The organism is Paenibacillus sp. JJ-223, assembly GCF_927798175.1.
In the GTDB taxonomy this organism is placed as follows: Bacteria; Bacillota; Bacilli; order Paenibacillales; family Paenibacillaceae; genus Paenibacillus; species Paenibacillus hubeiensis.
In genome coordinates, this window is record NZ_CAKMMP010000016.1 from 95527 (window position 1) to 115750 (window position 20224).

Consider the following 20224-nt stretch of genomic DNA (forward strand, 5'->3'; position numbering starts at 1 on the left):
CATGGCTATTCAAAACACGAGATTATATTAAGAAACTTGAGAAAAAAACCGATTTACTATGGAGATGTTTCAATGTTTGATATGATGGTTAGGTTTAGTAGTCTGTTTTGATTTGCATGATTTCTTTGTTTGGTGCAGCATCACACCTAGCCCGAAAGCAAGTCATTATTTATGGGGGCCGCGGCCCATACATAAAAAAGGCATCATTCGATGCGCGTTCAAGGGAAATGGTCCTTGTTAAAATGGGCTTTTCCTCTCATTACGGGAATTTTACGGCTTCACTGGAACGTATATATACTTATTTTTATAATGTTGGGGAAGAAGGTTGTATATCTCATGATCAGAGCATTGTTGGTGGACGACGAGAAACTTGCTATTTTAGTTCTGACCAAACAACTTTTAAACATTTTGCCCGATGTCGAAATCGTGGACAGCTGCACCAATCCGCTACAAGCCATCGAACAGGCGAAAATACACAAACCTGACGTGATTTTCCTGGATATCGTCATGCCGGAGGTGAACGGGATGCAAGCAGCAGAGATGATGCAAGCGGCGAGCCCGCAATCCGATATTGTTTTCGTAACCGGCTATGACCGTTATGCGATTGATGCTTTTGAAATGAATGCCCTCGATTACGTGCTCAAACCGGTTCAAGCCGAGCGCCTGGCCAAATCGATGAAACGTGTGATGGAACGTATGACGCTGACGAAATCGCTGCCCAATGAGCCTGCAGGCCAGATGATCTGCTGTTTCAAGACGCTGCGTCCAGCCTACGTCCCAAACGGACCGAACCGCGAAGCGGGTCAGGCCCAATTTCGCTGGCGCACAACCAAAGCTCAGGAGCTGTTCGCCTACTTGCTGCATAATCGCAACCAGTTTGTCAGCAAGGACCTGCTCATTCAGGAGTTTTGGCCCGACCAGGATTTCAAAAAAGCATCGACTTATCTGTACACTACCATATACCATATCCGCAAATGTCTTGAACAAGCGGGCATGCCTGTGGAAATTGTAAATGCAAGCGGCGGCGAAGGGTATACGCTTCATACGCTGCAAGTAATCATTGACGTGGATCGATTCGAACAGGGAATCCGCAATTTGGGCGAAATCACGGAAGAAAACTACGAAGAGCACTACCAGCTGAACCAGCTGTATGTCAACGACTATCTGGCAGACCATGATTACCACTGGGCAGAAGGAGAACGTCAGCGGCTGCGGCTGCTCTGGCTCCATCACTCCATGAATCTCGTCCAGTTCTACATCCAGGCAGGCAAGGTTCACGAGGCGATCAATGAGTATAAACGAATCCTCGGCGTTCACCCTTATAGTGAAAAAACGCATCTGGGACTCATCGGACTCTATGTGGATCTGGGCGAGCATGATGCAGCGACGGCTCATTATCAGGAAATGAAAGACTTGTACTGGGAAGAGCTTGGCATTACGCTGCCCGCTACTTTTGAGGAATGGTCTGTCGAGCAGGCCGGCATCGAACCCCAGAAGCGCTCTCTAAAGCAGGCATAAATTGCATTGTTGAGTTTTTGTAGATGTTCATTCCTTACACTAAAGAATGAATCGTCATTCTTGAATCAAAGGAGCATTTCAATTCCATGAAAAAACTCTCCATGCTGTTCATATTGGTTGGAGCATTGGTGATTAGCTTTCCATATTTGCAGGAAAAATGGAACGACTGGCAGCAGGCAAGGGTCATGAGTCGGCTGGAACAGGAGCTCGCAGCCCCTAAAAAGACTGCCGCTTCTCCGCAAAACCTGCAAAGCGGGCTGTCCAAATTGAACTCCTCCTTTACTGAAGGGGCAGAGGAAGCAAATCTCTCGGGGTCGGAAGCGAATCAGCTATTGGACTCGACCCAAGACGCAATCGGTCTGATTTCCATCGACAAAATCGACGTCCGCCTGCCGATCCTGGAGGATGCCACCGTGCAAAACATGAAGGTCGCGGCGACTCATCTGGTAGAGACCTCCCCGATTGGGTCTGAAGGGAACGCTGCCATCGCAGCCCATCGCGCGCACAAAAAAGGCCGTCTGTTCAATCGGCTCGGAGAGCTTGAGATCGGCGACGATATTCAGGTCACCCTGGCTGGCGGAACAACGATCAACTACAAGGTTGACCGAATCACCGTCGTTGAGCCTACCGATTTATCGGTGTTGGAAGATCCCAAACTGGGCCAAGTGCTTACATTGATCACTTGTGATCCGCTCATTAACCCGACTCACCGTCTGATTGTCAGAGCGGTTGCAACTCCATCTTCCGCTTCCCATACGTAGATATCGATTCTTATCCGTTGCTTTCCATATGTTCTTGCTAAAAAAGAGGCTCCCGTTCCGGCGGGAGTTTTTTGGCGCTATTCAATCACCCGTTTACAATGGAAAATCCCAACGATGCTGCGAAAAAATTAAAGAAAAGCCGCGAACAATGTTCGCAGCTTTTCTCAAAACTATAGATTACTTCAAATCAAGTCGTCAGCTTCGCATAAGCCAGGAAGAAAATCATATTCTCCCCCATCACGACATAATTAGGCACATGGTAGACAAGATCCACGACGATGCTGACTCCCACGATTGCAAGCAGTATCGCCAATTGCAGTGGGCGCATGCGCAGATGTGCGTGTTTATACTGGTGGAACACCAGCGCGGTGGAAGCGAAGTACAGCAGCAACGAACCGAATGCAAAGGCAAGCATGAAGCCGTAGTTCAGTTTGTTCAAGTACAGCAGCTGGATCGAGGCTGCGATCATGCTCATCGAGATATAGATGAACAGGTGGCCGTAAATCATCGCCTGCCCGGAGGTGCGAATTTCTTTGCTCACGTTTTTCTCCACATTATCGAAGTACTGCCACCACATCGCGATCACGAATACTGCCGTAAAGGCAATGAACAGGATCGACTCCAGGTTCCAGCGGTCCAGCTGCAGCACTGCAATCATGCTAACGACGGATTCCCCAAGCAAGATGATGGTGAACAAGGCAAAGCGTTCCATCAAATGATGCGTATGGATCGGCACTTTCACCAAGCGTCTGCGGCCGATCAGCGGAAGAATGATATCGACCGCAATGCCGACGTACAGGATGAGGTATCGAACCCAAGAATCGAAGAACAGGGAGAACGACGAGATCGCAATGCCGATCAGGAAGCTTAGGCCCAAGAAACGCGCCGCATTGAGGTGATGGTCGCTTTTGGACCCATGGAGCAAGAAATACTGGATCGCCGTGAAGGCTCTTGAACCGATGTAGCCGATGAAAAAGGGAAGATAATACTGGTCAAAATCAACCGATAGGCTCGCCGTCATGACCAACACGGACAGGAGCTGCAGGATAAGGAACACGCGATGTGCGAGAATATCCTGTCCGTAGCGGTTGATAAACATCGTCTGGCCGACCCAGGCCCACCAGACAGGAATGAAAATCAACACAAATTTCAGCAGATAATCATAGGGGATAATGCCATGCTCGGCGTGGAGCAGGACATGGCCTGCCTTGGACACGGCTGCGACAAAGAGCAGATCATAGAACAGCTCCAGCCAGGTTACCTTTTTTTCCATCATCCTCTTCCCTTTCTCTTAAGCAAAATGAATGTTAATTAGCCTTGCTCCAAAGTCGTGCCCGCAGGTTCCAATACCCGTACTTCAATCGGCTGCAGATTCGCCTCGATCTGATCGCGGTGCGGTTCGAACCAATCCGGCAGCATCAATTTTTCTCCCATGGTCTCGGCGGGTTCGTCTCTTGCAAAGCCCGGAGGATCCGTCGCGATTTCGAACAAGATTCCGCCCGCTTCACGGAAGTAGATGGCATTGAAGTATTGACGATCGCGGATCGGTGTAGGCTGGTATCCGTATTGATACACGGCATCCCTCCATTGATCATGCTCCTCGAAATCTTTGGCACGCCATGCAATGTGGTGCACCGTACCTGCCCCGCCCGTTCCAAGCGGAATACGCTCTACAGGCACATCGATCACGTTGCCCAGGTCACCGATGGAGCGGAAGCGGGCATACTCTGCGTTCTCATCCACTTTGACGAAGCCCAGAATGCGTACCAGCGCATCCATCGTTCTCAACGGATTGACGCTGAACAACACGGCGCCGCCGAATCCTTTGATCGCTTTATCAGCCGGGATGCTTCCTTGCGTCCAAGTGCTGTTTGCTCCTTCCTCACGTTCAACGAGTTCCAAACGCAGCCCCTCGGTGTCCTCGAATTGTAGGAATGTTTCGGAGAAGCGGGTTGTTCTCGTCACGTTGAGACCGAAACCCTCCAAACGCTCTTGCCAGAAATCGAGCGCACCGACCGGAATGGCATACGTCGTTACGCCGACTTGGCCGCCGCCAATCTGGCCGCGACGTGCACCAGCTGACGGGAAGAACGTGATGATGGTGCCTGGACTGCCGTGTTCATCCCCGAAATACAGATGGTACACGTCTGGTGCGTCAAAATTAACGGTTCTTTTCACCAGTCTCAGTCCGAGAACCCCTGCATAGAAGTCAACGTTAGCCTGTGGGTCTCCAGCGAATGCGGTAATGTGGTGGATGCCTGTCGTTTGAATAGTCATTGTAATTCCTCCTAAGTGTATACCATTTTTATTTGTTTTGTTTATTTATTTTGAATTATATAATCTTTATTTTAAGATATATGAGTAAAAAAATTTATTCTTTGTCTTTCGCGATTTCTTCCTGTCTCGCTTTCAGTTTGTCAGGAGTGACGTCATCGCCATTCGGATCATAGATGGTTGCGTTCAGCAGAATGTCGTTGACCGAGCCGCGGAAGACCTGAAGATATTCCCGGCGCAGGCGGGCCTGCTCCATTTTCTCCATTTCCGTCAAACCATTCTCTTTCGCCTGTCTCGACAACTCGTTGATTCTGTCCAGCATTGGAATAATCATCTTGATCTCTCCTTTATTGTGGTGTTCGTTTTGTTTTATATTAAATATCTTGATTTAAAGATAATATATCTCGTTCACTTTGTCAACACTTTTCAACTAAAAATAAATCATTGTTTTCCACCCGGCGGGTAATGCCTTGCCGTACAACTACAGGGGGACAAAAAAAGCCGGCCACCGGGTGCAAGTTCACCCGTTCGCCAGCTTATACCGCCTCCCCGGCGGGAGACATTCGTGTTACCCCAATTTATGACCACAGTTCGGACAAAATTTGGAGCCTTCGTTTTTGGTTCCGCAATTCGGACAAAAATTCGGTGCATTGGAAGAAGGGGCGCTTCCTCCCTGCGCATTGGACTGACCGGCTTCTTGCTGCTGGTTCGGGTTCTGATGTTGACCTGCATTGCCCTGATTCATGTTCTTCAGCATTTCGTTCGCCATGTTCATGCCCATCATCATGCTTGCCATGTCCGAAGCTGCTCCCCCACCCTTCACCTTGCCCGAAGCGATGCCGTCCGTCATGCTGACCTGCTGGTACTTCTGGAGGTTACCGATCATTTCGTGGGAGGCCGTTTTCGTAATCATGTCCTGGATTTCTTGCGGATAATTAAAGCTCATAACTTGGAAACCGGTAATGCCAATGCCGATGTCCATCATTTCCATGTCCAGATCCTCGCGGATTCCACGCGCAATTTCGGCGGCATTGGCCTGCAGGTTGAACATGTCCTTGCCTTCCCGGCTGATCCACTTCATAAGCAATTGATCCAATACGGCGGTCATGCGGATTTTGACATCCTCGACGAGATAGCTCTGTTTGATGCCCGCAATTTTATCGATCAGTGTGACATAGTCGCTCACTTTGAAATTAAACGTGCCGTTCGCTCGGATCGGCATGCCCCCGGGAAGCTGCGGCGTCGGGATCAGAATCGGGCTCTGCGTGCCCCACCGTACGGTGAACTCTTTGGTGTTGACGAACAGCACCTCAACCCGCATACCGCTGTTGAAGCCGAATTTGAATCCTTTTAATGTAGACAGAAACGGAATGATGTCCGATTCGATACTGAACGAACCTTCATCCTCGAATATGCCTTCGATTTTGCCGTTGTTGAGGAAAATGGCATCCTGCCCCGAACGGATCACCAGCTTGCTGCCTTTTTTGATTTCCCGGTTGCTCCATTTCCAAAAAATCATGTCATCCCTGAATTCTTCCCATTCCACCACGTTTGCAAATTGGTTCCTGAAAAAACCCATCCTTATCCCTTCCTTTCCTGAAATCAATAAGCCGCCATCATCCTAAAAAGATCCCCGGCTGCCGCTGTGCGAGTGCCCGCCACTGGTCGTACCCCCGCCGCCTCCGCCGCCGCTTGAACTGTCGCTGCTGCTTTCAATTCTGCGTTTGGTCACGGTAGTGTGAGTATACTCGTCTCGCCGATCTACTACGCTGGAAGTTGCCGAATCCTGGTATGTTGTTCGATCGACGGTCACCTTGCCTCCTGAACGCGAGACCATCACAGCTACGATGATCCAAGCTATCACAATGGAAACACCAAGCTGAAACCACAACTTAAATACAATATTTTCCGGGTTTACACCAGGCTCATATCCCATGTATTTGTACGATAATCGAATGTATTTTTCAAAGGCCATCTCATAATTTCCGTCAGTCAGATCAGGAGTGATCTTGTCCCTGATCTTATCCAGCCTGCTGTCATCGAGATACTCCTTCGCTTTATAAAAGCCGGCCAAGTATATTTCTCGATTGTGCATATCCATGGCCAAGATGACGGCATTGCCGTGAGCCTTATCGTAACCGGGACCCTTTTTATCATAGAAATCCTCTGTCATTAGCTGTACATCCTTATTTGCCTCATTGTTGGACGTATAGATAATAAAGTCCGTTTCCCGTTCGGCACCGTACTCGTTGGCAAGCCGATTCAACTCGTCCTTCTCCTGTTTGGAGAGCAGTCCAGCCTTATCGTAAATCAAATTTTTGTTTCCGGCTGCCGCCACCTTATCCACTGCGAATAATGGAAACAACCAACAGGCCGCCAACAAGACAAGAGCAATCAATGAAAATCCTCTCGCCCTATTTTTCAAAGGAATCCCCCTCCCATTATCCATGAAACCGCCTTGAGGGCCACGAAAGAAATTCCTGCGATCCCCGTAAACCAAGCGGTAACCTTAACTTTGCTTATAGGAGGCTTGCCTACAATCTTGCCCGTATGACCATTCATAGCGAAGGTATATTCCTTCCCCTTATAGTCGTACTGCACCATCCACACCGGGAGCAATGCATAATCCGCCTTTTTCATCGCAGTATCGATGTGTTCATCCGTGAAGCTGACGCTGTTGTACTGTGATACCGTTGAAGACACATACTCGTCGATATATGGCATCATCTTGTCCTTCGCCCTAGGAAGCAGCTCTTCATCAGTATAGCTGTACTTCTCTGCAATGTATCCGGCTAAGTAAGGGGTTTTGAACTCCTTCATCTTGTTCTGAGGAAACGGCTCCAGTTTATCCATCAGTGCATCGTTCATCTTGGCGGAAGCATCAATAGGAAGATTTACGAAATTTAACCGTATTCTTCGATAAATGTTGAAGTGCCTGGTTTCCGTATAATCGAAATCTCCTTGGGTATAGGTCCTTATCTTGGTCCCCGTACCGCTTACAACAACCTTATTATGTAGCTCATATAACCAAAACGGCACGTATATTCCGGTGATTCCCTTGATCCGGTCCGCTGTCATGAAAAAGCTGGGTGTCAGTAAACCTTTTTTGCACCATTTTTTAAACGCTCGCTTCGCCTCTTCCTTTCCAATCGAAAACGGAATGACCTTGGCAGGCGCCAACTCCCCGCTCAATCGGTCCGCCAGCACCACCGCCGATCCGCAGAAGCTGCATGTCGTGGCGCTTGTCTCCGGTTCGGTTACGATAACGGCTCCACAGCTGGTGCAATGGTACTCCTTCACCTCTCCTGCCTCGAAGACCTGCCGCTTCAAAGGGTCTGGAAGCTGCTCAATGTCGTCCTTCCGTCCGCAGCTCGGACAGGACAATGCTCCTGTAACGCTGTCAAACATCATGCCGCTGCCGCAATTGGGGCATTTATATTCAATGACAGGCATTTGCCCACCCCCATGTCTGTAATATCGGTCGTTTGCTCCTTCCATACAAGTCAAGTTACGCAGAGCTGACGATTACTTCCTTTGCTGTTCTTGCAGGGCCCGGAGCTCCTCCTCGGTTGTGAGTGCCTCGTTTCCACCGCGTGGCTCAGCATTCATCTCGCGCTCCAGCTGCGCAATCAATTCATCCAAATCGTCGCCTTGTGCTTCTGCACGCAACTCGGCAAGCGCCGTTGCTTCATTTAGCGCCTGATTTGCCTTTTCCTCCATCGCTTTAAAGGCAGCATCCGCACTCCGCAGCGCGGCATTCCGTTCATTTGCCTGCTGCTGCGCCCGGGCATCGGCCATTTTTCCCTTGAGCTCCGCATGCCTGGATTCAAGCCGATTCAGATCGGATACCAGCTTATCCTGCATGTGTTTCATCATTTTCGCTTTGGCCGACGCCCGTTCATGGGCCGCCTGAAGCTCGCTCATTTTACCCGCCAGCTTTACTTTCTTCTCCAGAAATCCTCTTGCCCTGTCCTCATCGCCGTCCTGAACCGATTTTTCGGCATACCGCTGGAGTTTCCGGATTTCTGCTGCGCACTCATCCACCGCCCGCTTCGCCCGGCTCTCTTCAGCCAATACGCCTGCAGTTTCTGCCTTAACCTGGCCCAGATCGCTGTTCATGCTTCGCATGCATGCATCCACAACCTTCTCCGGATCATCCGCCCGTTCCAGCAGATGGTTTACATTTGCCTTCATGACATCCCTGAATCTCGTCCACACGCCCATGTCCGTACCTCCTACAGTAAGTAACCATTTTTACTATAATACATGAATTTACATCAGAGGTTTCATTTTTCTATGACGATTCAAACATATAACAACTTTCAATATTAAATCATTTATTTAAAAATCATCCACTTTCTACCTGTTCCATAATGTCCCATATTCCGATATATCCATATAGATATCACGATTCGTGGCAAGTGCACGATGCTTGAGCAGGATAGCATTACATCCGGCCCAATCACGGCACGGATCGATACAACAAGGGGGATTCTATATGTTTCGCAAATCCGATTCGGAGCCATCTTCTTCAGGCAGGTTCGCTTGGCTAAACCGCCTGAAGCTGACGACAACCTTCATTTTGATGGTCAGTTTCAACGTGATCGCCTTGTTCGTCGTATTTCTCGTCGGCATGGACGGCATGAAAGACGCGCAGGACGGTCAGGAAACGTTATACAAGGACCGGTTCCAGCATCAAGCCATCATTCTCGGCATCAAAGCCGACTTCTACAACATGCGTGCCAACTATACCAAGGTGCTTGATAAATCGGAATACACGGACAAGCAATATCAACAGGTTCAAAAAGGAAAAGGGCTCGTGTCCGAAGGCTTGAACAGCTATTCCTCACAACATCTTAACGAGCAAGAACAGGGCATGTACGGCGACTTGAAGCAAAAGCTGGATACATACTATGCAGATATCGAAAAGATTATGGAGGCCAAGAAAAATACCGGCACCTATGACCAGGAGGAACGCAATCGCATCAACTCGAACAGCACCGCGATCGTTGAATCGTTAACCGCTCTGGCCGAGTACAATGAAGCACAATCGGCCGCCCTGTTCGAACAAACCGAAACCAACATACAAAACCATGCCAGCATACTCGGCTTCCTTCAAGTCATTCTTCTGGTTCTTATGGTCGGCGCGACCTGGATCACCGTTCGCAACCTTCACCGCCGAATGAAAGGCATCACCCAGTATTGCCAGGAAATCACGGCAGGGCGCATGTATGCGACATTGAATCCCGAGCTATTACAGGGGAAAAACGAGATCAGCGTCATCGCCCGCTCCATTGACCAAATGACGGCAAGCACGGTGAATATCATTACGGGCGTAGCGGAAGAATCCCGCTCCATTCATGCGATGAGCGAAAACACCAATGCCAGCATGCAGGAGCTGAACAAAAGCGTCCTGGACGTCTCCGCTACCGTAGAGCAGCTGTCAGCCACGATGCAGGAGACATCCGCGTATACGGAAACGATGAACTCATCGGCCGATAACATCCGTGAATCGGCCCATTTCATCGGCAGCAAAGCCCAGGAGAGCGTGGTCCAAGCCGAAGAAAGCATTGAACAAGCTCATCAGTTGGTAGCCCGTGCAGAGGAATCCGGCAAGGCCGCGGAACAAGTGTATCAACAAACCGAGACCCGGTTGAGCAATGCTTTGGTGCGTGCGCAGGCGGTGGATCAAATCAGCCTGCTCTCCCAGTCCATCCTGAACATCTCGGCACAAACCAATTTGCTGGCCCTCAACGCTTCGATTGAAGCCGCACGAGCCGGAGACGCCGGCAGAGGTTTTGCGGTCGTGGCCGATGAGATCCGCAAGCTTGCGGACGGCTCCCGCCAGGCTGCCGATCAAATCCAGCAGGTGACCGTTGAGGTCGTCGATTCCGTTACCAACTTGTCCTCCCATGTTCGGGAACTGCTCGCCTGGGTGTCCGAACAAGTCAATGAAAATGCAATGCTGCTTCAAGAAACGGCAGAACAGTACGCACAGCATGCAAACCAGAACAAAAATGCATCGGCAAGTTTGTTCCACATCATCCAGGAGACGAATGAATCCATTGAAACGATGGTTCGCTCCATTCAGGAAATTGCCGCAGCCAGCGAACAATCGGCCGTGTCCACGCAGCATATTGCCGAACAGATGGTATCGGCAACAGAACAATCCGGCGACGTATCCGACCAGTCCGAACAGGTCAAGGCCAGCGTCATCCGGATGGGCGAGCTGATCAGCCGCTTCAAATTGCAGGCATAGGACATCCTGTCTTCCCGACCGCATCACCTGCGCATGAAGGCAGGATTAAAAAACTCACGAGATGCCAGGCCTTGCGGCCATCTGTCTCGTGAGTTTTTCTATTGCGTTTGTGTTGATTATTTGGGCTCCTGTTACATGTAGTCATCAGTTCATCACGGTTCAAGCGGAAGACTCTCCACGGCGGTGAAAAAGACGTCCAGCAGCTCGACTCCAAAGTGCTCTCGAACATATTCCGCAATCTGCACCAGATCGCCTTCCCGTTGATACTCCAGACAAGGGCGGCCTTCGCTCCACAGTGCCCTGCACGGGAACCGGTCGACGACTTGTTCGATAATGTAATCAGGTTGAACCATTTCGCGGCTTCCTGCCATCTATGATCGTGCCTCCTTTTCCCTAAACACAGCATCACTTCACTATGGTTATTTTGGAAAACGGCAGGCTCTGTTTCCGTGATCAATATCACACGCCTAATCCAAAGGGAACTGGCATCGCCGATCGCAGATGATCCTATTTGGAACCAAAGATGGATTGGTTGTTGGAACCGATCAGTGAGAATGTCATCACTTCGTTATGGCCGGACAGCTCATTTTTTTGTTTGAAGAATACGCCTTTGTACGTCACCCCGTTAATGACCATGGTGCAGTAATACGTACCGGCGGTGTTCGACCATGTGCCCGTCACGTCGCCGGTAATCGTCCCGTTGGCGTTCAGCGTCACGCTTCGGGTCGGAAGCATGCCCACGCCGCTAATGGAAGCATCCAGCCCCATATTGACGAATTGGTACGTTCCCGTCATGTCGCTCGCGCTATATCCGGTGGAAGAGATGCTGCTGCCCAAAAATTCGTATACGGCCGTCACCGGCCATTTGTCGGCGTTCAAAAATTGCTGATGCGCCCGAACCTCATGGTACTCGGTCCCATTATTGAAGCGGGTATGGTAAATCAAGTACCTCGCACCATCCGTATCGACGAAGGCGGAATTATGCCCGCCCGATTTGTACCCGAGCGGTATGCCGGCCAACGCATAGTTGCCGAAGAGCTTCACTCCCCGGGTCGACTGATCGACGGAAGCGGATGCATAGACTGCCTGATTGCCGGCAGCATCGGTATATGTTCCGTCGATCGTTGTGGAACGATACACGCGAATATGATACCCGCCTTCATTGGCCAAACCGCCGTACGTCACGTAAAGGTTGTAGTAGCCTGCATCCTTGTCATAAATGATGTACGGCGCTTCTCCGGTTTTGCCGTAACCGCCCGCAATGCGTTTCCCGAAATAACGGTCCGTATTGCCGCTATCCGATCCCGGATAGATCGGCTGCCCTGTATCCGGATTGATCTGAAGAATGTAAATTCCCCCTGACCAAGATCCATAACTCATCCACAGTTTTCCGGAACTATCGTAAGTCAATGTAGGATCGATGGCATTCGGGAATAGCGTGTTGTTGTAACCGCCATTGCCCAGGAACCAGCCGCTCCTCGTGCCGGAAAGCGTGCCTTTGTCGATCAGCTCGGGAATGTTGGTATTCTGGTACCACGTGTTTACCGTTTTGGAGCCGAGGGATGACGTGGTGGTTATTGGATTGCTTCCGCTGGTGAAGCCCGAGTAAATGATGGTATCAATGTACTCGTATGGCCCCTTTACGGACTTGGATACGCCAAAACCGATGGCTGAGCGAATATAGGTCGAAGACGTGGAGTAATACAACATGTAGGCGCCCTTGGAACCGTCTGCCCACGTATAGGAAGGATTGTAGATCGGCGAAGCCGGTGCCCATACCGCATGGCCGCCGGAGCTGTCCTGATCGTTATATCCGGCCCAAGCATACGATACCGCCAGAGCGGACGTCAGCGCCGCCCCGGCGCTGCGGGACGCATTGCCGGTGCCGCCTGCTTTGACCAGCTCCCATTTCTGCATATCTCCTCCCCAGTAGTTCCATTGCTGTATGCTTGCTCCGGCAGTCGTGCTGCCGCCAGCCACATCCAACGCCCCGGTATACCCGGATGCCTTGGTCAGGAATGCGACCGTGCCGTCCGCATTTTGCTGAATCCGGAACAGCTGCATCGCACCGCCCCAATATGCCCACTGCTCAATCGGAGCACCATCCGTAGCCGATCCGCCATTGACGTCAATAGCGCTTTTGTAGGCCGAATTGGCCGTAAGCAGGTAGTAGTCCCCGTTCCCGTAATGCATGATTCTGAATTTCTGCGCATCGGAACCGTTATAAGACCATTGACGAAGGCTTGTTCCGTCCGCGGCCGAGCCGTCGGCCACGTCCAGGTACAAGCCGCTGTTTTTATTTTTGAGGTAGTAATACCCTTCAAACGTGGACGGTGCGTACAGGGTGCTGTTGGCGTATCCCTGTGTTCCTTCATACGACCAGTTCCTAAGATCCGTGCTGCTGGCCTGAGCCAGATGCGAACCGTATATATAGTATTTGTTCGTAGCTGAATCGTAATAGATCGACGGGTCGTGCACGGAAACCCGGGTTGTGTTCGAAGTGGTCGACGAGCTTGCGGCGCCCAACGCGTTCCCGCTTCCCAAAGTAACGGCCAACAGCACGAAAACCAACAACATCGAACCCAGCTTGTTCCATCGTTTGTGCATATGCTGCATGATCGGGCCAATCTCCCTTCATTTTGGATGATATATTGCAGAATCGATATCTCCGTAATTTAATGAGCCCTCCCTAGTGAAGCGCTTTCAAATTAAAGTAAGCCAATCATTCCGAATGCCCCAATTCCATTCATTTCAAAAAAATGCGTTTTCACTAATTTATGAATATATACATTAACATCCCCCTTCTCAGGAATTAAGTATAGCGACTTGGTGCTCCAAACCCTACACTAAACCTCATATTAAAGGGTCCTCCTTGTCGAAGTAAGGCATTTTTTGTCACATTGCAAAATATATATATTCGTTAATAGATTAGTGAAAATGTGAATTAATTGTGTTCCCTCTTTCTATTTCTCCGTTCAAATCTCCGTCGCGTTCACACGAGCCAGCTCATCGTCAATATACACAAAAGGTGCCTTCCTCTTGTAAGTTGGCTATAATAAGGGAAGCGCTCATTCATTGGGATCACCGATCCTCTTGATGAATGGCGATATTGATTAAAAGGCAGGATCACTATGCGTACACGAGTTCACATTGTCGCTCCTTACGAAGCGATGATTCCTATCATACAAGATTGCATTCCCCAATTCCCCCAATTGGCCGTCAAGCTGAACGTGGGCGACTTGGCCAAAGGCGTGGAACACGCCGTCGAAGCGGAAAAAAACGGAGCGCAGATCATCATCAGCCGCGGAGGAACGGCCAAATTGATCAAACATGCCGTGTCCATCCCCGTCATTGACGTGCAGCTGTCAGGATACGACATGATTCGTTCCTTGACATTGGCCAGCCAATTCAACGGCCTTACCGCCATTGTCGGTTTTTCCAACATCACGTCCGGCGCGCAGGCAATCATTGATCTGATGGACCTGCCTTTGAAAGTGTATACGATCAACAGCTCCGAGGAAGTGGCTCCGCTGCTGCTGGAGCTGAAGGCATCCGGTTACCGACAGATTGTCGGCGACGTCATCACCGTCAATACGGCAAAGACCTATGGATTGGAAGGTTTCCTGATCCAGTCCGGCAAAGAATCGATTATGCGGGCGTTGGAAGACGCACAACTCGTATACCGTTATCTGAGCCAAAATCAAACGGCTTCCGTGATCCTGAACAATTTGGCAACACAGGAACATCCGAACCTGCTCATTTTGAACGATCATAATAAGGTGATCTTCGAGAGTCTTGCCGACTTTGAGCGCAATCCGCTCACCGAAAACCAGATTCATATCATTAACACCAACCTGGAGTTCCACCAATCGAAAGTACAAAACGTTTTTATGGTGAACGACTACCAACTGACAGTCACGGCGCATGAAACGACCCTGGATAACCAAAACTATAAGATATATTACATGGAAAAAGGAAATCCTTATTCATTTGCACAATTCGGTATCAAGTCATATACCGAGGCTTCGATCGAACCGATCGTGGCCGAATCGCCGACCATGCAGGCCGTCCTGAAGAACACCAAGGCGCTCCATGAAAAGCATGAAGCGATACATCTGCTTGGCGAGCCGGATTCCGGCAAGTCATTCCTGATCAAACATCTCCATCAAATGTACTCGGACGGCGGATTGCTCCTGCAGATAGACATGTCGCAGCTTCCTCCCGGCCATTTGCACAATATTCCGCTAGCGAAAGTGCGCAACGTTGAAATCAACCACGTGGAACACCGAATTCAGGATCAGGAATTACTCTCTTTTGTCGAGACCTGCCTGGACATGAAAATCGGCGTGTTTATTCTGAGCGAGCAAGCGCTGGACGATCACTGGCCCCTCCATATGAAACTGAATACGATTATCATGCCAAGCCTGGCCGACAGGCAGGAGGACTTGCCGTCTCTAATCCAGCAGTTCTTGAGCCGTTATCATCAGCAATATGGAACGAATGCCGTAAAAATCAAAGAAGACGCGCTGCGCTTCATTCGGGAACAATCGGCACAAATGACGGTGAGCGAATTGAAACATCTCGTCAAACAGGCGGCGCTGAACGAACGGGATTTCGTCATTTCGACCGAAACATTATCCCGGCTGCTTCGTCAACGTCCGGTCTCGAATACGATCCGATTGGATGGCACGCTGAAAGAAATCGAAAAAGAAATCATCGAATATGTGCTGCGCGAGGAAAACAACAATCAATCCAAAGCAGCCGAACGCTTGGGTATCAACCGAGCCACCTTATGGCGAAAACTTAAAGAGTGACTTTAAGTTTTCGCCCTTTTTTCACACTGTAGTGTTGCATTTTTAAACATTATTGATGGGATATTTAAATTTACAGTAATTATGTGTTGCCAAAATAAACACCATGAGATAAGATAGTCCCTGCAAACGCTTTTATAAAACGATTACTAAGGAGCTATCACTTATGAAAATCAAAGCGACATTAGATCGTATCCCTGGCGGCATGATGGTTGTTCCCTTGCTCATCGGCGCATGCATCAATACGTTTGCTCCAAACGCACTCCGCATCGGCGGATTCACCGAAGCGCTGTTCGTGAATAGTTCAAGCACGCTGATCGCATTGTTCCTGTTGATCGCCGGAACGCAAATCACGTTCAAAACGGCAGGTTCTTCTGTAGGTAAAGGTCTCACGCTGCTTGCGTTCAAGTGGGGGATTGGTGCGATAATAGGTTTGATCGCCATTTTCTTCGCTGATTCGAACGGATTGTTTCTTGGCCTTGCGCCACTTGCCATCATTGCTGCAATGACGAACTCCAACGGCGGTCTGTACATTGCCTTGGCCGGCCAGTACGGCAAGGAAGATGACAAAGCCGCTTATCCTTTTCTTGCATTGAGCGACGGCCCGTTCCTGACGATGGTTGCACTCTCCATCTTCGGTGCCATGGGCTTTGCCAACGGCATGTTCTCCCCGATGTCTTTCGTGGCGGTACTTTTGCCGTTGATCGTAGGTGTCATTCTTGGCAACCTGGACCGCAATCTGGCGGAATGGCTGCATAAAGGCAGCGACAAGCTGGTTCCGTTCTTTGCCTTTTCGCTCGGTATGGGCATCAACTTCTCGGCCATCATTCAAGGCGGACTGAGCGGTATTCTGCTTGGCGTGCTGACCGTATTGCTTACGGGCGGGATTGGATTTCTGCTCTTCAAAGCGATTGGATGGAACCCGATCGTTGGCGCTTCGGAAGGTTCCACTGCCGGTAACGCAGTAGGTACGCCTGCCGCGATCGTAGCTGCAAACGCATCCTTTGCTCCAATCGCCGAAATCGCTACTGTACAGATTGCCGCAAGCGTAGTGACCACGGCCATCCTGCTGCCGATCTTCATCGGTTTCCTGTCCAAGCGGCTGGAGAAATCAGGCGGCGTCGCGAAATACAATCAACCGAAAACGACTTCATAAACCGAGCTTCATCATTTTGATGCAACTTCGTATTCATTTAGCTTACAGGGAGGCGATAGCCGCATGAAATTAGCCATTATTGCTGACGATTTGACCGGTGCCAATGACAGCGGTGTACAGCTGGCCCGTCATGGTTTGAAAACAAGCGTATTATTTGACATGGACGAGGATCACATCACCAAGTACGATGCCGTCGTCTTTGATACCGACAGCCGTTCCATCGCGGCGGAGAAAGCTTATGAACGCGTCGCTGGCGCAGCCCAGCTGCTGAAGCGAAGCGGATATGAGTCCATTTTCAAAAAAATGGACTCGACCATGCGCGGAAATATCGGCATCGAGATCGATGCCGTCTACGATGTCGTGAAACCTGATTTCATGATGATCGCTCCGGGTTATCCCAAAAACAACCGCACGATTCTGAACGGCACACATTATTTGAACGGCATTCCGCTGGCGGAAACCGAAATTGCGAACGACCCGAAAACGCCGGTGACCCTCTCCTATCTTCCGGATCTGCTGAAACAGCAAACGAAGTATGAGATCGGTGAAATCACGGTCAACGACCTTGCGACAGGAAAAGATCGCATTCAGGAGCAATTGCGAGGCTTCAAGGAGCAAGGCATTCCTTATGTGCTCGTAGATTCGACGGAAGAGAGCCATTTGGAACAAATTCTGAGCATTACCAGCGAGCTGGACTACACGTTTGCTTGGGCAGGATCGGCAGGGATTGCCAATTACCTTCCCGATCATTACGATCTGGGGGCCAACTCCTCCGAGCTGACCATCCCGGAAAATGGCGGACCGATTCTTACCGTCGTCGGCAGCGTGAACAAAAACTCACGCGCACAACTCAAGCTGCTGCTGGAACAAACGGACGTCACATCAATCCCGTTCCATTCTTTCAAAGCAGTGGGGGGAGCCGAAGATCGGACGGTGGAAATTGACCGCGTGTACGAGGAAGTCAAAGCGAAAGCGCTGGAAGGCAAAGACGTCGTGATCTACTCTACCGCAGAGCCGGTAGATATCGAATTGGCTCGCGCCACTGGAGAAGCAAAAGGTCTCGACCACACGGAGGTCAGCAACGAAATCGTGCGGGCCATTGGCGAAGTGTGCGCCAAGCTGCTGGAAGAGGGCTGGTTCAAAGGGGTATCGATGACCGGCGGAGATACGGCTAAGCAGATTTGCATCAAGTGGAACATTAGCGGATTCGAATTGTTGGACGAGCTCGAAATCGGCGTGCCGATCTCCAAATTCATCGGCATCGACAACCTGCATGTGATCACCAAAGCAGGTGGATTCGGCAAACCGGACGTGTTCATTCATGCCATTCAAAAATTAAAAGGAGGCGTTCCAGCATGAAACCGATTATTGGAATAACTATGGGCGATGCCGCCGGCATCGGACCCGAGATCATTATGAAAGCACTGGGCCATCAGGAGATTTACGACAATTGCAAACCACTCGTTATCGGTGACGCCAAAATTTTGGCACGCGTGCTGCCTGTTATCGGCTCGAACCTGAATATCCATGCGATTCAAGACCCGACTGACGCCAAATACGAATTCGGCACCGTGGACGTTATCGATCTCGATCTCGTTCCTGCTGATCTCGAGTACGGAAAAGAATCTGGCGTTGCCGGAGATGCCGCGTTCCAATTCTTGGCCAAAGCCGTTGACCTGGCCAAAAACCAGCAGATTAATTCCATTTGCACAGCGCCACTAAACAAAGCTGCCCTGCACAAAGGCGGCCATCTCTACCCGGGGCACACTGAAATTTTAGCCGACCTGACCGATACGAAGGATTTCTCCATGATGCTGACGACGCCTAATCTGCGCGTCATTCACCTGACCACCCACATGGGACTGATTGAAGCGATCCAAAGCATCAATCCGGAAAGAACATACACTGTCGTCAAACTGGCTCACGATACACTGAAAAAAGCCGGCTTCGACAACCCCCGCGTTGCGGTATGCGGCATTAATCCGCATGCGGGCGAAAACGGCCTGTTCGGCAACGGCGAAGAAGAAGAGAAGCTGCAGCCAGGCATCGAGCGCGCGCAGCAAGAAGGCATCAACGTCGTCGGCCCTCTTCCTGCCGATACGCTCTTTTTCCGTGCGGGCCGCGGCGATTTCGACATCGTCGTTGCCTGCTACCATGACCAGGGGCACGCCCCGATCAAAGTCATGGGCATCGAGGAAGGCGTGAACATCACGGTTGGCCTCAAAGGCGGCATCATCCGCACATCGGTTGACCACGGCACGGCCTTCGACATCGCCGGCAAAAACATTGCCGACGACAAAAGCATGCTGGCCGCCATCCGTTCGGCGATTGAGCTGGCACCGAAAACGCAGGCTTAATAAGCTTGTGCTAGAAGCATAAATAAAGCAGCGATTCTCTTTGGGATGGAGAATCGCTGCTTTTTGGTTCATGCGCATATCTTGCCGTCTCGTTTTCGGTGATACTCATCATTGCATCATATGTTCATTTAAAACTCTTCGTATTCGCTCGGATCTTGTCCCCACAACCGTCCGTCCTCACGGCTGAACGAAGAGATGACTCCCATCTCTTCCGCGGTCAGCTCAAAATCGAAAATATCGATGTTCTCTTTCTGATGCTGGAGAGAGCTTGCTTTCGGAATCGGAATGGCACCGAGCTGGGTATGCCAGCGCAAAATGACCTGCGTCCCCGTTTTGCCATACGTTTCTGCAATCTGGAGGATCTTTTCATCATTCACGATGTCCTGCACGATATCGTTGCCGCGTCCGAGCGGGCTCCAGGATTCCGCAATGATGCCGTACTCGGCATCCTTTTGCCGCTGATCGCCCTGGTTAAAGAACGGATGGAGCTCGATTTGGTTCAAGCTCGGTGCTACACCGGTTTCCTTCACCAGACGATCATTATGCTCAGGCAGGAAATTGCTAACCCCGATCGAGCGGATATAACCGCGGTTTTTGGCCTCAATCAGGGCCTGCCATGCCTCCACGTACAGATCTTGTTTGGGATTCGGCCAGTGGATCAAATACAGATCGTAGTAATCGAGCCCTGCCCGATACAGCGATTCCTCTACAGCCACGATGGCTTTATCATAGCTATGGTAACGCCCTGGCAGCTTGGAGCAAATGACGAGCTCTTCCCTGGATGCGGAACTCTGCCGGATGGCTTTGCCGACTGTTCCCTCATTCTCGTAGTTATACGCCGTATCGATCAGGCGATAACCCGCATCTATTGCGCCCGCGATTGATTTGACGCCGGCTTCCCCTTTCAGGCTGTAGGTACCAAGCCCGATAGCAGGCACCTTTAAGCCATCATTCAACGTATGCTCCGGAATGCGATGGTTCATCTGAAATCTCTCCTTTGCTGGGGGGATAATGGAAAAATTTACTTGCCTACTTGTCTATTCTACCCCTGTACGCGGGAGTGAATCAATTCGGCATGGGTCAGAAGC

17 protein-coding genes are annotated in these 20224 nt (G+C 50.4%); 7 read left to right on the top strand and 10 right to left on the bottom strand.

All coding sequences use genetic code 11. The features are described from left to right. Nucleotides 1-336 precede the first annotated feature (336 nt). Together L6H98_RS24650 and L6H98_RS24655 are read left to right on the top strand one after the other, a co-directional pair. Complete coding sequence (locus L6H98_RS24650; protein WP_236420338.1) at nt 337-1518, top strand: response regulator; 1182 nt, start codon at nt 337-339, stop codon at nt 1516-1518. Between the two features lie 86 nt (nt 1519-1604). Then, complete coding sequence (locus tag L6H98_RS24655; RefSeq protein WP_236420339.1) at nt 1605-2279, top strand: class D sortase; 675 nt, start codon at nt 1605-1607, stop codon at nt 2277-2279. A gap of 187 nt (nt 2280-2466) precedes the next feature. Here L6H98_RS24655 and L6H98_RS24660 read toward each other — a convergent pair whose 3' ends face one another. From L6H98_RS24660 to L6H98_RS24690, 7 genes are all read right to left on the bottom strand, one after another. Next, nucleotides 2467-3555 carry a low temperature requirement protein A gene (locus L6H98_RS24660; RefSeq protein ID WP_236420340.1) on the bottom strand — a complete coding sequence of 363 codons (1089 nt, stop codon included), beginning with the start codon at nt 3553-3555 and terminating at the stop codon, nt 2467-2469. Nucleotides 3556-3590: 35 nt separating this feature from the next. Beyond that, the gene (locus L6H98_RS24665) at nt 3591-4556 is read right to left on the bottom strand and encodes a ring-cleaving dioxygenase (RefSeq protein WP_236420341.1); all 966 of its coding nucleotides are present in this window, start codon (nt 4554-4556) and stop codon (nt 3591-3593) included. A 94-nt stretch (nt 4557-4650) separates the two neighbouring features. Beyond that, entirely contained in the window at nt 4651-4884 is a 234-nt protein-coding gene (locus tag L6H98_RS24670) for a DUF896 domain-containing protein (RefSeq protein ID WP_236420418.1), read from the bottom strand. Nucleotides 4885-5121: 237 nt separating this feature from the next. Next, nucleotides 5122-6132 (bottom strand): SPFH domain-containing protein, encoded by a 1011-nt coding sequence (locus L6H98_RS24675; protein ID WP_236420342.1) that lies wholly within the window; start codon nt 6130-6132, stop codon nt 5122-5124. A gap of 42 nt (nt 6133-6174) precedes the next feature. Next, entirely contained in the window at nt 6175-6933 is a 759-nt protein-coding gene (locus L6H98_RS24680; RefSeq protein WP_236420419.1) for a TPM domain-containing protein, read from the bottom strand. Nucleotides 6934-6974: 41 nt separating this feature from the next. Next, entirely contained in the window at nt 6975-8006 is a 1032-nt protein-coding gene (locus L6H98_RS24685; protein WP_236420343.1) for a TFIIB-type zinc ribbon-containing protein, read from the bottom strand. A 72-nt stretch (nt 8007-8078) separates the two neighbouring features. After that, nucleotides 8079-8777 carry a PspA/IM30 family protein gene (locus tag L6H98_RS24690; RefSeq protein ID WP_236420344.1) on the bottom strand — a complete coding sequence of 233 codons (699 nt, stop codon included), beginning with the start codon at nt 8775-8777 and terminating at the stop codon, nt 8079-8081. 274 nt (nt 8778-9051) lie between these two features. Here L6H98_RS24690 and L6H98_RS24695 point away from each other — a divergent pair, with 274 nt between their 5' ends. Further along, the gene (locus L6H98_RS24695) at nt 9052-10812 is read left to right on the top strand and encodes a methyl-accepting chemotaxis protein (protein WP_236420345.1); all 1761 of its coding nucleotides are present in this window, start codon (nt 9052-9054) and stop codon (nt 10810-10812) included. A gap of 152 nt (nt 10813-10964) precedes the next feature. Here the strand turns inward: L6H98_RS24695 and L6H98_RS24700 are convergent, their stop codons facing one another. Continuing rightward, the gene (locus L6H98_RS24700) at nt 10965-11183 is read right to left on the bottom strand and encodes a hypothetical protein (protein ID WP_236420346.1); all 219 of its coding nucleotides are present in this window, start codon (nt 11181-11183) and stop codon (nt 10965-10967) included. Nucleotides 11184-11319: 136 nt separating this feature from the next. Next, nucleotides 11320-13428 (bottom strand): RICIN domain-containing protein, encoded by a 2109-nt coding sequence (locus L6H98_RS24705; RefSeq protein WP_236420347.1) that lies wholly within the window; start codon nt 13426-13428, stop codon nt 11320-11322. A gap of 515 nt (nt 13429-13943) precedes the next feature. Here L6H98_RS24705 and L6H98_RS24710 point away from each other — a divergent pair. From L6H98_RS24710 to pdxA, 4 genes are all read left to right on the top strand, one after another. Continuing rightward, nucleotides 13944-15626, top strand: a complete 1683-nt coding sequence (locus L6H98_RS24710; protein ID WP_236420348.1) for a sigma-54-dependent transcriptional regulator — start codon at nt 13944-13946, stop codon at nt 15624-15626. Between the two features lie 163 nt (nt 15627-15789). Further along, nucleotides 15790-16779, top strand: coding sequence for a 2-keto-3-deoxygluconate permease (locus tag L6H98_RS24715; RefSeq protein ID WP_236420349.1), 990 nt, complete (start codon nt 15790-15792; stop codon nt 16777-16779). A gap of 63 nt (nt 16780-16842) precedes the next feature. Continuing rightward, complete coding sequence (locus L6H98_RS24720; RefSeq protein ID WP_236420350.1) at nt 16843-18138, top strand: four-carbon acid sugar kinase family protein; 1296 nt, start codon at nt 16843-16845, stop codon at nt 18136-18138. Continuing rightward, the gene (pdxA, locus tag L6H98_RS24725; protein WP_236420351.1) at nt 18135-19136 is read left to right on the top strand and encodes a 4-hydroxythreonine-4-phosphate dehydrogenase PdxA; all 1002 of its coding nucleotides are present in this window, start codon (nt 18135-18137) and stop codon (nt 19134-19136) included. The genes L6H98_RS24720 and pdxA overlap by 4 nt, the downstream gene beginning before the upstream one ends. 128 nt (nt 19137-19264) lie before the next feature. On the opposite strand, the gene L6H98_RS24730 is transcribed toward pdxA, so the two are convergent. Further along, entirely contained in the window at nt 19265-20119 is an 855-nt protein-coding gene (locus L6H98_RS24730) for an aldo/keto reductase (RefSeq protein ID WP_236420352.1), read from the bottom strand. Nucleotides 20120-20224: the final 105 nt, after the last annotated feature.

Excerpts from the sequence above, each read along its gene's own strand:
- L6H98_RS24650 (WP_236420338.1), top strand. The coding sequence starts at position 337 with ATGATCAGAGCATTGTTGGTGGACGACGAGAAACTTGCTATTTTAGTT.
- L6H98_RS24655 (WP_236420339.1), top strand. The coding sequence starts at position 1,605 with ATGAAAAAACTCTCCATGCTGTTCATATTGGTTGGAGCATTGGTGATT.
- L6H98_RS24660 (WP_236420340.1), bottom strand. The coding sequence starts at position 3,555 with ATGATGGAAAAAAAGGTAACCTGGCTGGAGCTGTTCTATGATCTGCTC.
- L6H98_RS24665 (WP_236420341.1), bottom strand. The coding sequence starts at position 4,556 with ATGACTATTCAAACGACAGGCATCCACCACATTACCGCATTCGCTGGA.
- L6H98_RS24675 (WP_236420342.1), bottom strand. The coding sequence starts at position 6,132 with ATGGGTTTTTTCAGGAACCAATTTGCAAACGTGGTGGAATGGGAAGAA.
- L6H98_RS24685 (WP_236420343.1), bottom strand. The coding sequence starts at position 8,006 with ATGCCTGTCATTGAATATAAATGCCCCAATTGCGGCAGCGGCATGATG.
- L6H98_RS24690 (WP_236420344.1), bottom strand. The coding sequence starts at position 8,777 with ATGGGCGTGTGGACGAGATTCAGGGATGTCATGAAGGCAAATGTAAAC.
- L6H98_RS24695 (WP_236420345.1), top strand. The coding sequence starts at position 9,052 with ATGTTTCGCAAATCCGATTCGGAGCCATCTTCTTCAGGCAGGTTCGCT.
- L6H98_RS24700 (WP_236420346.1), bottom strand. The coding sequence starts at position 11,183 with ATGGCAGGAAGCCGCGAAATGGTTCAACCTGATTACATTATCGAACAA.
- L6H98_RS24705 (WP_236420347.1), bottom strand. The coding sequence starts at position 13,428 with ATGCAGCATATGCACAAACGATGGAACAAGCTGGGTTCGATGTTGTTG.
- L6H98_RS24710 (WP_236420348.1), top strand. The coding sequence starts at position 13,944 with ATGCGTACACGAGTTCACATTGTCGCTCCTTACGAAGCGATGATTCCT.
- L6H98_RS24715 (WP_236420349.1), top strand. The coding sequence starts at position 15,790 with ATGAAAATCAAAGCGACATTAGATCGTATCCCTGGCGGCATGATGGTT.
- L6H98_RS24720 (WP_236420350.1), top strand. The coding sequence starts at position 16,843 with ATGAAATTAGCCATTATTGCTGACGATTTGACCGGTGCCAATGACAGC.
- pdxA (WP_236420351.1), top strand. The coding sequence starts at position 18,135 with ATGAAACCGATTATTGGAATAACTATGGGCGATGCCGCCGGCATCGGA.
- L6H98_RS24730 (WP_236420352.1), bottom strand. The coding sequence starts at position 20,119 with ATGAACCATCGCATTCCGGAGCATACGTTGAATGATGGCTTAAAGGTG.